Origin of the sequence: Tessaracoccus aquimaris (genome assembly GCF_001997345.1) — a bacterium.
Classification (GTDB): Bacteria; Actinomycetota; Actinomycetes; order Propionibacteriales; family Propionibacteriaceae; genus Arachnia; species Arachnia aquimaris.
The window spans coordinates 137,699-152,414 of record NZ_CP019606.1 but is presented as its reverse complement, the minus strand read 5'-3'; the positions used below and the strand labels follow the sequence as shown (position 1 = coordinate 152,414).

Here is a 14,716-nt window from a genome sequence, read left to right as displayed (position 1 = left end):
TTCGGGGAACGACTGGAGGGGCGCCAGGATGTCGGAGCGAGCCAACACCACCTTCTCGGAGGACTTCGCGCGGCTGCGCACCGCGCAGAAGAGCAACAAGGGAGCCCCGATCTACTCGGTGCTGATCAACCGCCCCCTGGGAAGGGTGTTCGCAGCCGCGGCGCACCAGATCGGCCTGACACCCAACCAGGTGACCATGGTCAGCGCGGCGTTCACACTGACGGGGATCGCGCTCATCGCACTGCTTCCGCCCGGCCCGCTCACCGCGCTCGTCGTCACCGTTGCCCTGGTGCTCGGCTATGCCCTCGACGCCGCGGACGGCCAGTTGGCGCGGCTGCGCGGCGGTGGCAGCCTGACCGGTGAATGGCTGGACCACGTCATCGACTCGTTCAAGATCGCGACGCTTCACCTGGCCGTGCTGATCTCCATGTACCGGTTCACTGACCTCGAGCCGGTCTGGTACCTGGTGCCGCTGCTGTTCTCGGCCGTCTACGTGGTGCACTTCTTCGGCTTCCTGCTGACCGAACTCCTGACCCGGGTCGCGGGGCTGCGGCTTGGCAGGCCGCAGGGCCGAGCCGCCTCCGGGTCGACGCTCTCTGCACTGCTCAAACTGCCCACCGACTACGGGATCCTCGCCCTGTCGTTCCTGCTGCTCGCGTGGCCGCAGATCTTCGCCTGGGTGTACCTGTTCCTGGCCGTCGCCAACGCCGGCTACACGATGCTCGTGCTGCCGGTATGGCTGCGGCGCCTGAAGGCGCTCGACTCGGAACTTGCGGGCTGACTCAGGCCCCGTCCAACCCGACCGCGGCCACCAGGTCGCGCCCGTACCGCGCCCGGGAGAACAGCCGCGCCACCCGCGATGCATCGACGGCGGCCATCGGCGCGTAGTCCTCCCAGCCGTCGAGGACGCGTTCGACCCCGTCCGCGACCGCTCCGGCGTCTCCTGGTGGCACGACGACACGGCTGGTGACCGACTCCGTGGCCTCCATCAGCCCGGGAATCTTGCTGACGATCAGTGGCCTCGCCCCCAGCGCCGCCTCGACGGCCGTGTTGCCGAACGACTCGTCGAGCACCGAAGGGACCACCACCAGGTCGGCGCGCTCCAGGAAGCCCCAGATGTCGGCCTGGAAGCCGTGGAAGCTGACCCGCTCCGAGAGGCCGGAGTCCCTCACCTGATCCCGCAGGGACGACTCGTAGCCCTCGTTGCCCGGGAACACCGAGCCCACCAGATCGACCGACACCTCCCGCCCCCGCTCACGCAGGATGCGGGCGGCCTCCAGCACGACGTGCGGGCCCTTCCTGTGCGAAAGGCGCCCCACGAAGAGCACCCGCGGCACCGGAGGTGCCGGTCCGCTCCTCGCCCTCGCCTCGACGGAGGGCCCGACGACGGCGTTGCGCACGATCGTTGCCCGCCGTGCGACCGCTGGCGACGCGGCGCGCAGCACCTCGAGGGTGACGGCGGAGTTGGCGATGACGGAGGTGCAGGCGAGCAACGGCAGGTAGAGCGCCGCCTGCAGCACCCTGGACGTCATGGCCTCCGCCTCGTGGACGTGGCACACCACCCGGCACCCTGCGAGCCGTCCGACCGCGAACCACAGCGGCGCGGTGACGGTGTTGACCACGATCACCTCCGGTGAGTAGCGGCGCACGAGGCGCCACATCGGGCCCCAACTCGTCACCGTCTGCCTCGCCAGCGTCAGCAGCCCGCGCGGCGACAGCAGACCCCTCCGGACGACGGGGACCGGCAGTTCGATCACCGTCGCGCCCGCGTCGGTCAACTGGGCGATCAGGGGGCCAGGGCGGGTCACCGTCACCACGACCCTGAACCCGGCGTCGACAAACGCCCGCGCGCTCTCGAGCGCCATCCGGTCCGATCCGTACAGGTCGGCGCCCGGGTTGGCGATCAGCACCGTCGCGCTCATCGCTCCCAGTACCGGTCCACGAGTTCCCGGGTGTTGCGGATGTTGGCGCGCGACGAGGCACCGAAGACGATGGCCTCGATGTTCGGCTGCTCGCACACCCACGCGATGGCCTCCTCCGCGGGGATCGCCCCCGACGCGTAGACGGACATGGCGACCGCACGGAAGTCGTGGCTCTCCAGCGCCTCCCGGTAGGCGTCCATGCCTCCAGACATCCGGAACCCGAGCTTGTTGATGTTCGAGCAGATCAGCGGGTTGGCGATGCCGCGCCTGGCGAGCACGCCCGCCAGCTTCGGAAGGTTCATCGTGATGAAGCCCGGCTCCGCGTCGTACCTGCTCCGGACGTGGTCGGCGAAGATCGTGAACGCCTCGTCGAACCCCAACCCGAGGAGGAGGTCCGTGACGACATTCTGCAGCCAGATCACGGGGGTCGGGAGGCCCTCGAACATGCGCATCTCGGTGTCGATGAGCAGCGTGACGATGCCCTGGATGTCCTTCCCCACGAACGACGAGGTGCCCCTCATCGCGGCATCGAGCAGCCCAGAGGCGGGCAGGAAGCGCTGAAGGGCGCCGAGCATCCCGTCGGTGGTGACGGCGTTGGCGTACTTGTGCGCATACGGCATGCCGGGGAAGAACGTGAAGTCTGGGTACTCGTCGCGGTGGTCGAGGAAGTAGGTGGCGACCTCACCGATGCGGTCGTGCGTGGTGCACATGAAGGTCTTCACGCCCTCGTCGTAGGCGTCGCGCAGCACGTCGATGACGGCGTCGGTGTTCTGGAACCGCATCTGTTGTTGTCGGGCCTTCTCCTCAGACATGTGGTTCACGCCGAAGAACTGGTTGTCCCCGAAGAGCAGCCGATCCATCACTTCACCTCCTGGCCACGCAGCGCCCGCGCCGCGGCGCGCACGCGCACGCTGAGCGGGCGCTTGCGTGGCCGCACCGCCTGCCGCGCCCCGGCGAGGTCGACGCCCGCCCCACGACGCGAGTCCTCGATCATCGACTCGATGAGCTTGTCGGTCTGGACGGCCGACTCGAACGTGTTGAGCCCGTCGTGTTCACCCGCCCTGACCCGCTCGACGAAGTGCACGAGCTGCGCCGTGTACTCCTCGCCGCGCAGGTAGAACTCGACCGGCTCCGTCAGTTCCGTGGTGTAGCGCACGTTCCAGCCGTTCTGGTAGCCGACGGGGGCCTCCGCGTCCTCCCGAAGGTAGACCTGGACCTCCTGCCGGTCGACGAAGATGCGCCCGCGTCTGCCCCACAGCGTGATCCTGGTCGTCATCTTCCGGACGGACTCGTCGGACCAGTTCACGGAGACGGACACCGTGCGGCCCCCGGGGAAGTACAGCGTCGAGCTGACCTCGTCGTCGATCTCCGCGGAGAAGATCCTGTTCAGGACGGTGCCGCCGACGCCCTCCGGCTGCCCGAAGTACCAGTTGATCAGGTTCAGCGGGTGAGCCGCATAGTCGTAGAGGCAACCGCCGCCCTCGGAACTCTTGCTCCGCCAGGTGCCGCCCTGCGGCCGCAGCACGACGGGGCCGTATGCCTCGGCGAGGCCGTGGGTGACCTCGCCGATCGCGTCCTCGTCGAGCAGGCGCTTGACCTCCGCGAACGCCCCGACGAACCGGTTGTGGTAGCCCACCTGGGTGACCAGTCCGCGGGAGCGCGCAAGGTCGACCAGTTCGTCGCCCTCGGCGCCGCTCAGGGTGAATGGCTTCTCGCAGAAGACCGAGACGCCCGCCTCCAGCAACTGGCGCACCATCGGGTAGTGCATCCTCGACGGCGTCGCGACGATCGCGGCGTCCGGGCGCTCCCGCTCCAGCATCCTCTCGATCGAGGGGTAGCCCTCGAGCCCCGTGTACTTCTTCAGGACGCCGAGCATGAAGCCCGCAGCGTCGACGACTCCTACCACCTCGACGCCGGGCAGCGCCCGCACCATCGACAGATGGGAGATCCCCATCTTCCCCAGACCGATCACGGCCACCTTCACCATGTGTGCCCCCTCAGGCAGATGCTCATCGACTCAGCGGTCGAAACTTCTCCAGCAGTTCGCGGTACTGCTCCCCCACCTGCTGCCAGGTCAGCCCGGACCGGTACCTGACGCGCGCCGCCGCGCTCATCGCGGCCAGGCCGCTGGGCGACCCGAGGGCCTCGTCGAGCCTCTCCGCGACCTCATCCGCGGTGGAGAAGTACGCCTGCGCGGGCCCGGCCGTCCACCGGTTGTACGCGTTGTCGTGCGCGAGCACCGGGTTGCCTGCCCCGAGCGCCTCCACCAGCGAGGGGTTGGTCCCGCCGACGGTGTGGCCGTGCAGGTACATCGCGCTGTGGAAGCGCAGTGGCTGCACCACATCAGGGTCGAAGATGCCACCCAGGAAGACGACCTCGTCCGAGGCTGCCTCCACCACCGCACGGTGGTACTCGTCCTCGTCGGGCCGGTAATCGCCCAGCAGCGCCAACTTGACGTGCCGCGGCCGTCGGGAGAAGCCCTCCACCAGTTCGAGGATCGAGTTCTCCGGGATGGGCCGGCAGATCAGCGTCAGGTAGCGGCCAGGTTCGAGGCCGAGCGCCCGCACGGGGGCCTCGTCCGCCTCGAGCACCTCGTCCGCTCCGTAGGCGATCATGGTGATCTTGCGCCTCGGGGCCCTGGTCCAGAGGTACTTCTCGATCTCCGGATGGTCCGCGATCAGATGGTTGCCGAACAGCGCGGCGAAGCGCTCGTTGACGTACAGGATCGCCTGGCGCGTGAACCCCCACCGCGACCTTGACCACTCGATGCCGTCCATGTTGATGACCATCGGAACCCGCCGCACCCGTTGCCAGAGGTTGAAGATGCCGGTGTTGTACCCGAAGACGAGGTTCACGTCGCGGTGCCTGCCCGCGTGCCTGACCGACAGCAGGTCGAACATCGATGTGCCGCGCCAGCCAGGCAGGGCGACCGGAATGTTGACCCGCTCGATCCCGCGCCATTCGTCGTAGCCGATGGGCCCCTTCCCCTGGACCTGGCAGTAGACGATCACGCGCCAGCCGTTGTCGCGCAGGTGCAGCCCGACCTTCTCCGCCGCCGTCTCGAAGCCGCCGTAGTTCGCGGGCACTCCGTGCGTTCCGAGGATCCTGACGGTCGGCCTTGAGTCAACCGCCCCGTCACGGGACCGCGCTGCCACATCGTGTTCGGTTGTCATTCACGCTCCTCAGCGACCGGCGAGGATCTGACGCAGCGTCGTCGACGACGTGTGTTGGGTGTACGGGAAGTAGCGCACGGCCGCGCCGACGCTTGCCATCTCCTGTTCGAGCCGGTTGCCCTTGGCGGTGCCCATCCAGTCGTCGCCCTTGAACAGGACGTCGAAGCGCACCCTGTCCCACACGTCCAATTTGCTCGTCGAGAAGTCGACGACGACTGCGTCGACGATCCCCACCGCCGCGACGACCTGGACCCGTTCCTCGAGCGTGACCATCGGCATCTGGCCCTTCGCCCCGAAGAGTTCCTCATCGGTCACGACCCCGACCACGAGTTGGTCGCACATCTGGCGCGCTCTGCGCAGGATGTTCAGGTGTCCGATGTGGAAGCGGTCCCAGGCGCCGGGCACGTAGCCGAGGACGCCGCCAGAGGCTGTCGGAACGGTCCTGATCCAGTCGTCGATCGGCACCGCGTGCGGCGTCAGGAGCCGGTCGACCGGCGCCCGCCCCACGCCGACATCGGCCCGTGCGAACACGACGTCCCGCGGGCCGTGCCGCAGCACATCGCCCGGATCGAACAACGCCGCGTCGGAGACCTCGCGCAGCGACCCGATGATCTCGAGCCGTTCGCGCTCTGGCACCACGGGGTCGCGACCGGAGAAGGCCCTCACGGCCTCATCGGTCAGTACCCGGGCTTCGAGGCGGTCCGACTCCGCGGCGGCCTGGCGCACGACATCTACGTCGCCGCCGTTGACCAGGTCGAAAGTGGACAGCAAAAAGGCAGTACCCATGTGCACGATCCCCCTAAAGTGCAACGAGTTACCAGATCCCTGGGGATCTATCTCGACACTGTCGCACACGGATCCCCGAATGCCTAGCGGTTTGAGAAGTTTCTCGCCGTGAGGTGCACGTGACACGGACGCCCGGATGCAGAAAAGCGGCGGCCCGGACCAGTTGGTCCGGGCCGCCGCCGTCGCTCTCAAGATCAGCCCTTGACGCCGCCTGCCGTCAGGCCGGAGACGATGTACTTCTGCAGGTACATGAACAGCAGGATGATCGGGATGGCCGCGATCACCGCACCAGCCGCGAACAGCGCCCACGGGGCGTTGCGCTCGTCGGAGCCCCACACGTACAGGCCGACCGCGAGGGTGTAGTTCTCGGGGCGGGCCAGGACGAGCTTGGCGAGGATGAACTCGCCGTAGGAGCCGACGAAGCTGAGCAGGCCGACGACCGCGAGGATCGGCGTGACCAGCCTCATGATGATGCCCCAGAAGATCTGGGAGTGCGTCGCGCCGTCGATGCGGGCCGCCTCGTCGATCTCGATGGGGATCGTGTTAAAGAAGCCGTACATCAGGAACGTGTTGGCGCCGAGCGCACCGCCGAGGTAGACGCTGATCAGCGTCAGGTTCGACCCGATCCCCAGGAAGGGGAAGATCTTGCCGAGCGTCAGAACCAGCAGGAAGATCGCGACGAAGGCGAGCATCTGCGGGAACATCTGGATGATCAGCAGCGCCGTCAGGCCGCCGCGGCGGCCCTTGAAGCGGAACCTGCTGAACGCGTATGCGGCAGCGGCGCCCATCACCACGGTGCCGACGGCGGTGACCGAGCTGACGATGAAGGAGTTGAGCATCCACTTGGGGAAGTCGCTCGCCATCAGGTCGGCGTAGTGCTTGCCCGTGAACGCGCTGAACAGCCTCACGGAGCCGGTCAGGGTGCCGTTCGGGTTGAGCGAGGCCGACAGCACGTAGAGCAGCGGGAAGATGCAGTAGATGATCATCAGGACGGCGAAGACGTGCTTCCAGCCGACCTGTGCCCACCAGCGTCCGCCCCTGAGCCGGACGTCGTTGTCGCCATTTGCGAGCCTCTTCATGGCCATCACATGATCTCCTCGAGCTTGCGGGTCTGGCGGAAGCCGAGCCACGAGATGAAGCCGACCACCACGAAGATCGTGATCGACATGGCGCTGGCGAGGCCGTACTGCTTGTTGCCACCCTCGAAGGCGATGGCGTAGACCATCGAGATCAGGATGTCGGTCTCACCGATCGGGGCCGGAGCCCCCGGGTAGTTCGGCCCGCCGCCGGTGAGCATGTAGATCAGCGAGAAGTTGTTGAAGTTGAACGCGAAGCTGGAGATCAGCAGCGGCGCGACCGAGACAAGCAGCAGCGGCAGGTTGATGGAGAAGAACCGCCGCAGGGGTCCTGCTCCGTCCACCACGGCCGCCTCCTGCAACTCGCCAGGGATGGACTGCAGCGCACCGGTGGTGACGAGGAACATGTACGGGAAGCCGAGCCACAGGTTCACCCGAGGATCGCCAGCTTCGCGAGATTCCCGTCGCCGAGCCAGTCGATGCCCGCGCCTCCGAGCAGTACCTGGTTCATGAAGCCGAAGTCCTTGTTCAGCAGGCCGCGCCAGACGAGCGCCGCGAGGAACGCGGGGAATGCGTAGGGAAGGATGAACATGGCGCGGTAGAACGTGCGGCCCTTGACCCGCTTGTCGTTGAACACGACCGCCAGGATCAGGCCAAGCGCGAACGTGGTCAGCACCGAGAGGATCGCGAACGCGAACGTCCACACGAGCGACTTCAGGAACGGCCCGCTGAGCCGCGAGTCGGTGAACATCTGCTTGAAGTTGTCGAACCCGACCACAACGCGCCAACCGGGGGTCAGCGTCGAGCCGTCGTCCGCGACGAACTCGCCGCGGCTTGCGTCGGCGTGGAAGACCTTGCCGTCCTGGTTGGTGAACGTGTCGGCCGCCGCGTCGTAGGTCAGCAGCGACTTCGCGACGTAGGCGAAGGTCGCGTTGTCGGTGCGAAGCCATCCGTCGTTGGGGTCGTCGGTCACCGAGACGCGCAGGCCGAGGACGTCGTCCTGACGTTGCTGGATCTCGCCGAGGTTCAGCACCTTCGCGCCGGGCACCTCTGTGATCTTGTCACCGGCCACCGTGGCGTCGCCGACCGACTGCAGCGGCTGGGTGGCGCTGCCGACCTTCGCCTCGCCGTCCTGGACGATGCCGAACTCGATCTCGCCGTCACGGTCGAGCACCGTCACCGGGAAGGTGTCGGTGCCCTCGACGCGCCGGTCGGCGGTCTTCATGATCTGCGTGATCGCAGGGCCCTTGGCGTCGTTGTGCCCGTCGCCGTAGTTGGTGAACGCCACGTAGGCGGTGTTGACCATCACGTAGACCTGGAACACGATCAGGAAGATCAGCCCGGGGACGAGGTACTTCGCCGGGACCGCGCGCTTCGTGAAATAGACGAAGTCGACGACGATCAGGGTGATGGCAAGAAAGGCGAGGACTCCCCATTCCTGTTGGCCGTAGGCGGCCATGATCCCGTAGAGCCCGAGGGCGTTGACGAGCATCATCAGGACGAGCTTCACGTAGAAGCCTGGGCGCGAGATGTCGCGCGCGTGGGAGAGCCTCGGCGACTGCTTGGTCGGAGTGCTACTCACAAGTCATTCCTTCGCTTCGTTGCGATGACTGGGGGCCGGTGCCAGACGGCCACCGACCCCCAGTATTGAGCATTAACTAGGACTTTGTCAGAACTTGGCCTGGATGTTCTTGACCATCTCTGCCCAAGCGGTGGCCGGATCGGCCTTGCCGGAGATGATGCTCACCTGAGCGCCACCCCAGAACGTCCACACGGCACCCATCTCGGGAAGCGCGGGCATCGGCTGCCCGTCCTTGCCAGCCTCGGCGAAGCCCTTGAGGATCGGGTCGTCGACCTTGGCGGCGGACTCGGTCAGCGCGGGCTCGCGGCCACCCAGCTCGTAGAGGGCATCCTGCGCCTCGGGCGTGGTCATGTACTCGATGAACTGGTTCGCGACGAGTGCGTTCTTCGACTGCGAGGACAGGTAGACGCCCTGGACGCCGAGGAACGGGGCGGCGGGCTGGCCACCGGCCGAAGGAACGGCGAGGACCGACACGTCGATGCCTGCATCCTGGAACGGCTTGACGTTCCAGGGGCCGGTGATCATGTAGGGCGTCTTCTGGTCGAGGAAGGCCTGCTTTGCCTGGTCGGCGCCGATGGAGGCCGAGACGACCTTCTCGTCGGCGAGCTTCTTCAGGTACTCGGCGAACTTGGTGCCCTCGGGGCCGCCCATGCCGAGCTCAGCGGTGTAGGCGCCGGAGGCGTCGGTCTTGAAGACCGGGGCGCCGAAGGAGGACTGCACCGGGTACAGGTGGTAGGCGTCGCCGTCGGGACCCTGCTGGATGACGATCGGGAAGTCGGCGCCGGAGACGGCCTTGCCCTGGGCGATCAGCTCGTCGAAGGTGGCCGGGGTGTCCTTGACCATGCCGTTGTTGCGCACGAGAGCGATGTTCTCGATGGCGTAGGGAACGCCGTAGAGCTGGCCGTCGTAGGTGAAGCCCTTGATGGCGAGCTCGTTGAAGCCGCTCGCCTTGTCGCCGAGCTCGACGGGCGAGATGACGCCGTTGGCCTGCAGGTCGCCGACCCAGTCGTGCGCGCCGACGATCAGGTCGGGGCCCTCACCGGTCGGGGCCTGAGCGATGAAGTCGGTCTTGATGTCCTGCGAGGGCTTCTGGACGACGTCCAGGGTCACGCCGGTGGCCTTGCTGAACGAGTCACCAAGCGTCTTGAAGGCGTCGATGCGGGTCTCGTCGACCCAGATCGTCAGGCTGCCCGAGCCGGCGGGCGCCGAGGCCTCAGGGCTGGCTGCCGGGCTGGCCGGGGTGGCACCGCCGGTCGTGGCCGGGGAGCCGGTGTTCGAGGGGGTGCCACCGCCACAGGCGGCCAGCGACAGGGTAAGCCCGGCCGCTGCGACGGCGATAAGGCTCTTGCGCATGTGCTTCTCCTTGTTCGTCCCGGGCCGCTTCAGTGCCACCCGTGTGGACTCATCGTAACGAATTTTGCAAAGGCTGCAAGCCGATTGCATAACGAATCGGTAACGGATTCGCGAGGCACTATGGCTCCTACAAGCAGCGCAGGACGGGTCCAGGCGCGGTCAAACCTCGAACACGGGAAGTCACCTGCAAGTTTCACCGAGAGTCCTGCAAGGCTATTGCAAGCTGTGTACAGTTCTGCAAACATGGCATCAGCCACACGGCTGCACAGGCTCGATGGAGAGGAGAGGCCGTGAACCCGACCCCCCTCGTGACGCATGTCACCGTCTGCCACCATGACATTTGCCACCCGCGCACGCCTCGTCCCCCCGAGAGGAGCAGCCGTGATCCCAGCCCGCCTCAAACTGGCCGACATCGCAGAGTTGGCCGGCGTCTCGACGGCGACCGTTTCGCGCGTCTTCAACGACAAACCGGGGGTCGCAGACACGACCCGCGCCAGCGTGATGGCCGCGATGGAGAGCCTGGGGCACTCCGTCGACGGGTCCCACGAGCACGAGTCACGGATCGCCGTGATGGTGCCCGAGCTTGGCAACCCGACCTTCGCGGCGTTCGCCAACGAACTCGCGCTGCAACTCGCCGCCGCAGGCCAGCACATGTTCCTGTGCTCGTCCGGCCCCGGAGGGATGACCGAGGAGCAGTACCTCGACACCCTGCTGGGCATCGAGGTCGCGGGGCTGATCTCCGTGTCCGGCAGCCTCGCCGACTCGCTCGCCACCCCGGACCAGTACCAGCGGTTGATCGCCGCCGGGGTGCCAGCCGTCTTCATCAACGCGCACGACCCGCGGGTCGCAGGCGCCTTCTTCTCCTGCTCAGACGCCGAGTCGATCGCCTCCTCCGTTGCGCACCTACGCTCGCTCGGGCACACCCGGATCGGGCTGTCCGTCGGCCAGCAGCGCTACCAGCCGACGCAGCGCAAGATCCGCGCCTTCGCCGCGCAGGGCCTCCCACGCGAGAGCGTCGTGTCGACGATCTTCAGCGTCGAGGGCGGCCAGGCGGCGGCGAGCAGGCTGCTCGACACCGGGCACACCGCCATCGTGTGCGGCTCCGACATGATGGCCCTCGGCGCCATCCGCGAGGCCCGCACGCGCGGGCTCGAGGTGCCGCGCGACCTCTCGGTCGTCGGGTACGACGACTCGTCCCTGATGGCCTTCACCGACCCGGCGCTGACCACGGTCCGCCAACCCGTCTCCGCGATGTGCAAGGCCGCCGTCGATGCTCTGCTGGCTAGCATCGGAGGTCAGCACATCGACTCGACCGAGATGCTCTTCCACCCCGACCTCATCATCCGCCAATCGACAGGACCAGTGACATGACCGCTGAGTGGTGGCGCGACGCCGTCATTTACCAGATCTACCCCCGCTCCTTCGCCGACTCCAACGGCGACGGCTACGGCGACCTGCCCGGCGCCATCGAGAAGCTCCCCTATCTGAGCGAACTCGGTGTCGACGCGATCTGGCTTTCCCCGATCTACACCTCACCGATGGCCGACGCAGGCTACGACGTGGCGGACTACGAGAACGTCGACGCCATGTTCGGCAACATCGCCGACGCTGACGCCCTGATCACGGCCGCCCACGGCCTCGGGATCAAGGTGATCCTCGACCTGGTCCCCAACCACACCTCAGACGAGCACCGCTGGTTCCAGGCGGCCATCGCGGCGGAGCCCGGCTCCCCCGAGCGCGACTACTACCTGTTCCGCGACGGCCTCGGCGAGGACGGCAGCCTCCGCCCCAACAACTGGACCTCCGTGTTCGGAGGGAAGGGCTGGACCCGGCTGACGCGTCCGGACGGCACCCCCGAGCAGTGGTACCTCCACCTCTTCGACGTGAAGCAGCCCGACCTCGACTGGTCGAGCGAGAAGGTTCGCGAGGGCTTCGACGACATCCTTCGCTTCTGGCTGGACAAGGGCGTCGACGGGTTCCGCATCGACGTGGCCCACTCCCTCGTCAAGGCCGACGGCCTGCCCGACTGGGACCACGAGGCGGCGCTGCTGAGCGGCGAGACCGGCCCCATGTGGGACCAGGACGGCGTGCACGACGTGTACCGCCGCTGGCGCAGGATCCTGGACGGCTACGAGGGCGACCGCTCGCTGGTCGCCGAGGCTTGGGTCGCCGACCCGACGCGGCTGGCCAACTATCTGCGCCCTGACGAGATGCACACGGCATTCAACTTCGAGTTCCTCGACTCCCGCTGGAACGCGAAGGCCTACCGCGACGTCATCACCAAGACGATGGCAGCAGACCGCGCCGTCGGCGCCCCGACGACCTGGGTGCTCAGCAACCACGACGTCGTGCGCCACGTGAGCCGCTTCGGCCTGCAGGACCCCGGCGCCTCGCACGAGGGCCTCGGCCAGCGCGACGAGCAGCCAGACAACGAGATCGGCACCCGCCGCGCCCGCGCCGCGACGCTGATGATGCTGGCGCTGCCCGGCTCCGCATACCTGTACCAGGGCGAGGAACTCGGACTGCCTGAGCACACCACGCTGGACGACTCGCTGCGCCAGGACCCGACGTGGTTCCGCTCCGAGTTCACCCGCGTCGGTCGCGACGGCTGCCGCATCCCGATGCCGTGGAACGCCGACGCCCCAGGCCTCGGCTTCTCGCCCAACGGCGAGACCTGGCTGCCCCAACCCGAGTCGTACCGCGACCTGGCGGCCGACCAGCAGATGGCGACCCCCGGCTCGACCTGGCGGCTCTACCACGATGCTCTCGCGATGCGGAAGGACCTCGGCCTCGGTCGCGGCACCCTCGAGTGGGTCGAGGGCCCCGACGCGTTGGTGGCGTTCGACAACGGGGACGTACGGGTGATGACCAACGTCCTCGGCGAGCCGATCGCCCTGCCCGAGGGCTACCGGGTGATCGCCTCGAGCGTCGATCTGGACGGCGACGTGCTGCCCACCGACACCACCGTGTGGCTGACCCCGGTTCGCTGACGCTGAGGTGAAGCGCCTTGTGCCCTGCGGCTATGCTGAATGCGAGCCGCAGGGCAACGCCGCCCGCGAGAAGTCGAGGAGTCCCGAACATGCCGAGCAAGACCGTCGTGGTGGGGTCGACCGTCGGGCTGCACGCCCGTCCAGCAGCCCTGATCGCCGCCGCGGCCGGTGAGTTCGATGACGACATCTTCCTCTCGGTCGACGGCGACGGCGTCGATGCCGCGTCCTCGCTGTTGATCATGACGCTCGGCGCCGAACTGGGCGCGATCGTCACCGTCGAGTCGGACAACGGGGAGGCCGTCGAGGCCATCGCCTCGATGATCGAGCAGAACCTGGACGGCTGATCCTCAGCTGTTCGCCAGCAGGTCCTCCACCCCGGCCAGCGAGAGTCGGGCGATCTGCCCCCACCGCTGCCTGACCGCCGGCGTGTTCACCGTCGCCAAGGTGTCGCAGTACATGTGGTAGCAGCGGTCCGCAGCCTCCCCCTCGATGCTCCCGAAGCGCCGCGCCTGGTCGGCCGTGATCTCCTGCACCGAGCCTGTGTGCACCCCCACCACATCGACGCCGCCGACGATCCGGATCGGCTCGGAGTCGGTCATCCCGACCAGTTCGATCAACTCGTAGGCAATGCCGAGCCGCTTCCCTGCCTCCTCGAAGCTGTTGAGTGCCGCGCCGTTGCCGAACAGGCCGAGCACACCGTTAGGCGAGGCGACCATGTCGAAGTTCACGTAACTGGAGATCCTGCTCCACTGTTCCGGGGTCCTGCTGTCGGCGAAGGAGATCGAGCCGAGCGCGCCTGGCTCCTCCGCGTCCCAGATCGCGACCTGCAGGCCCTCGGCCTTCCCGTTAGCGGCGAGCCGCTCCGCAAGTGCGAGCACGGTGGCGACCCCCGAGCCGTTGTCATTGGCGCCCGGGCTGATCGCGTCCAGATGTGCCCCCATCATCACGACCCCCGCGTCGCCGGTCCCTGGCCAGGTGGCGAACAGGTTGACGCCCTCGTCGACCTCGTACCTGACGCGGGCCCCCATCCTCACCTGCTTCGCCTCCCCTCGCATCGCCTTGACCCGTGCGGCCTGTTCGGCGTCGAGGGACAGCATCAGGAAGTCGGCCCGGGTTGCCCTCAGCCACTGCGGGGCCTGACCCTCAGGTTCCGCGACGATCACGCCCGCGACGCCGGCCTTCGTCATGGCGGCAACCTTCTGCTCCAGCGGGCAGCCGCCGTCCTCGAGGAACACCACGGACGACGCGAGGGCGTCGAAGTCTCCTGGCGAGCAGCCCTGCGGCGTAGCGGGGAAGCCGAGGGGCGCGGTGATCGGCTCCGCCTGCGAGGCGCTCCCACCGAGCGGGGTTCCCGAAAGGTCGAGGTCGCCGATCTCCAGAACGAGGTCGGAGGCGCCCACTGCCTCGTTGGAGAGGAAGGTCTCGCGTGTTGTCTCGAAGCCCGCCTGCCGCAGCGTCAGGTCCACGTAGTCGAGGGCAGGTGGGTAGCCGTCGCCGCCGGTGGTGCGGGTGCCGTGCCGCTCGGCGATGGCGCTCAGGTTCGTCAGGTGGTCGAACGCGCGCGCCGAGTCGTCGGCGGTGGTGAGCGGTCCGGGGGTAACTGGCGGCGGGGCGCTGGGGCTGGCGGTCTCTGGGGCCACGGTCGCGGTGGGGACGGCGGCGCTGACGGGTGCGCTCGGGAGGCTCCACCCGGTGCTGGCGGTCGGTTGCTCCTCGGGCGCGGCGGTGCAACCGGTGATGGCCAGGCAGGCCAGCGCTAGTGCTGGGAGTCGACGCATCCCACCAGTCTGGGCCAAGGGTCGTCCACCAGGCGCCGCTCGGCGGCGGGGCCGGA

General features: G+C 67.8%; 14 protein-coding genes. 4 read left to right on the top strand and 10 right to left on the bottom strand.

Annotated elements, in window-relative coordinates; all coding sequences use genetic code 11:
* Positions 1 to 28: 28 nt before the first annotated feature.
* A complete protein-coding gene (locus BW730_RS00730) occupies positions 29 to 781 on the top strand; it encodes a CDP-alcohol phosphatidyltransferase family protein (RefSeq protein ID WP_077684636.1) in 753 nt (250 codons plus the stop codon).
* Between the two features lies 1 nt (position 782).
* Here BW730_RS00730 and BW730_RS00725 read toward each other — a convergent pair whose 3' ends face one another.
* From BW730_RS00725 to BW730_RS00690, 9 genes are all read right to left on the bottom strand, one after another.
* Complete coding sequence (locus tag BW730_RS00725; RefSeq protein WP_077684635.1) at positions 783 to 1,922, bottom strand: glycosyltransferase; 1,140 nt, start codon at positions 1,920 to 1,922, stop codon at positions 783 to 785.
* On the bottom strand, positions 1,919 to 2,782 hold the full coding sequence (locus BW730_RS00720) for a hypothetical protein (RefSeq protein WP_077684634.1): 864 nt from the start codon (positions 2,780 to 2,782) through the stop codon (positions 1,919 to 1,921). Before BW730_RS00720 ends, BW730_RS00725 begins: the two co-directional genes overlap by 4 nt.
* The gene (locus BW730_RS00715; RefSeq protein WP_077684633.1) at positions 2,782 to 3,909 is read right to left on the bottom strand and encodes a Gfo/Idh/MocA family protein; all 1,128 of its coding nucleotides are present in this window, start codon (positions 3,907 to 3,909) and stop codon (positions 2,782 to 2,784) included. Before BW730_RS00715 ends, BW730_RS00720 begins: the two co-directional genes overlap by 1 nt.
* A 22-nt stretch (positions 3,910 to 3,931) precedes the next feature.
* Entirely contained in the window at positions 3,932 to 5,095 is a 1,164-nt protein-coding gene (locus BW730_RS00710) for a DUF1972 domain-containing protein (RefSeq protein WP_077684632.1), read from the bottom strand.
* Positions 5,096 to 5,104: 9 nt separating this feature from the next.
* Entirely contained in the window at positions 5,105 to 5,881 is a 777-nt protein-coding gene (locus tag BW730_RS00705; protein WP_077684631.1) for an adenylyltransferase/cytidyltransferase family protein, read from the bottom strand.
* Between the two features lie 194 nt (positions 5,882 to 6,075).
* Entirely contained in the window at positions 6,076 to 6,966 is an 891-nt protein-coding gene (locus BW730_RS00700; protein ID WP_077684630.1) for a sugar ABC transporter permease, read from the bottom strand.
* Positions 6,966 to 7,391 (bottom strand): ABC transporter permease subunit, encoded by a 426-nt coding sequence (locus BW730_RS18850; RefSeq protein WP_226996936.1) that lies wholly within the window; start codon positions 7,389 to 7,391, stop codon positions 6,966 to 6,968. The genes BW730_RS00700 and BW730_RS18850 overlap by 1 nt, the downstream gene beginning before the upstream one ends.
* A complete protein-coding gene (locus tag BW730_RS00695; RefSeq protein ID WP_226996934.1) occupies positions 7,388 to 8,539 on the bottom strand; it encodes a maltose ABC transporter permease in 1,152 nt (383 codons plus the stop codon). The genes BW730_RS18850 and BW730_RS00695 overlap by 4 nt, the downstream gene beginning before the upstream one ends.
* Positions 8,540 to 8,626: 87 nt before the next feature.
* Positions 8,627 to 9,892 carry a sugar ABC transporter substrate-binding protein gene (locus tag BW730_RS00690; RefSeq protein ID WP_077684629.1) on the bottom strand — a complete coding sequence of 422 codons (1,266 nt, stop codon included), beginning with the start codon at positions 9,890 to 9,892 and terminating at the stop codon, positions 8,627 to 8,629.
* A 381-nt stretch (positions 9,893 to 10,273) separates the two neighbouring features.
* Between BW730_RS00690 and BW730_RS00685 the strand changes: the two genes are divergently transcribed.
* The 3 genes from BW730_RS00685 to BW730_RS00675 all read left to right on the top strand — a co-directional run bounded on the left by BW730_RS00685 (position 10,274) and on the right by BW730_RS00675 (position 13,226).
* Positions 10,274 to 11,263: a LacI family DNA-binding transcriptional regulator gene (locus tag BW730_RS00685; protein ID WP_226996932.1), complete on the top strand. Its 990-nt coding sequence runs from the start codon at positions 10,274 to 10,276 to the stop codon at positions 11,261 to 11,263.
* Positions 11,260 to 12,882 (top strand): glycoside hydrolase family 13 protein, encoded by a 1,623-nt coding sequence (locus tag BW730_RS00680; protein WP_077684628.1) that lies wholly within the window; start codon positions 11,260 to 11,262, stop codon positions 12,880 to 12,882. The genes BW730_RS00685 and BW730_RS00680 overlap by 4 nt, the downstream gene beginning before the upstream one ends.
* 89 nt (positions 12,883 to 12,971) lie before the next feature.
* Complete coding sequence (locus BW730_RS00675; protein ID WP_077684627.1) at positions 12,972 to 13,226, top strand: HPr family phosphocarrier protein; 255 nt, start codon at positions 12,972 to 12,974, stop codon at positions 13,224 to 13,226.
* Between the two features lie 3 nt (positions 13,227 to 13,229).
* Here the strand turns inward: BW730_RS00675 and BW730_RS00670 are convergent, their stop codons facing one another.
* Positions 13,230 to 14,660 carry a M28 family peptidase gene (locus tag BW730_RS00670; RefSeq protein ID WP_077684626.1) on the bottom strand — a complete coding sequence of 477 codons (1,431 nt, stop codon included), beginning with the start codon at positions 14,658 to 14,660 and terminating at the stop codon, positions 13,230 to 13,232.
* Positions 14,661 to 14,716: the final 56 nt, after the last annotated feature.

Bases quoted from the DNA above. Each gene is read 5' to 3' on its own strand.
- BW730_RS00675 (WP_077684627.1), top strand. From the start codon at position 12,972: ATGCCGAGCAAGACCGTCGTGGTGGGGTCGACCGTCGGGCTGCACGCC.
- BW730_RS00725 (WP_077684635.1), bottom strand. From the start codon at position 1,922: ATGAGCGCGACGGTGCTGATCGCCAACCCGGGCGCCGACCTGTACGGA.
- BW730_RS00670 (WP_077684626.1), bottom strand. From the start codon at position 14,660: ATGCGTCGACTCCCAGCACTAGCGCTGGCCTGCCTGGCCATCACCGGT.
- BW730_RS00720 (WP_077684634.1), bottom strand. From the start codon at position 2,782: ATGGATCGGCTGCTCTTCGGGGACAACCAGTTCTTCGGCGTGAACCAC.
- BW730_RS00690 (WP_077684629.1), bottom strand. From the start codon at position 9,892: ATGCGCAAGAGCCTTATCGCCGTCGCAGCGGCCGGGCTTACCCTGTCG.
- BW730_RS00700 (WP_077684630.1), bottom strand. From the start codon at position 6,966: ATGGCCATGAAGAGGCTCGCAAATGGCGACAACGACGTCCGGCTCAGG.
- BW730_RS00730 (WP_077684636.1), top strand. From the start codon at position 29: ATGTCGGAGCGAGCCAACACCACCTTCTCGGAGGACTTCGCGCGGCTG.
- BW730_RS00680 (WP_077684628.1), top strand. From the start codon at position 11,260: ATGACCGCTGAGTGGTGGCGCGACGCCGTCATTTACCAGATCTACCCC.
- BW730_RS00710 (WP_077684632.1), bottom strand. From the start codon at position 5,095: ATGACAACCGAACACGATGTGGCAGCGCGGTCCCGTGACGGGGCGGTT.
- BW730_RS00705 (WP_077684631.1), bottom strand. From the start codon at position 5,881: ATGGGTACTGCCTTTTTGCTGTCCACTTTCGACCTGGTCAACGGCGGC.
- BW730_RS00715 (WP_077684633.1), bottom strand. From the start codon at position 3,909: ATGGTGAAGGTGGCCGTGATCGGTCTGGGGAAGATGGGGATCTCCCAT.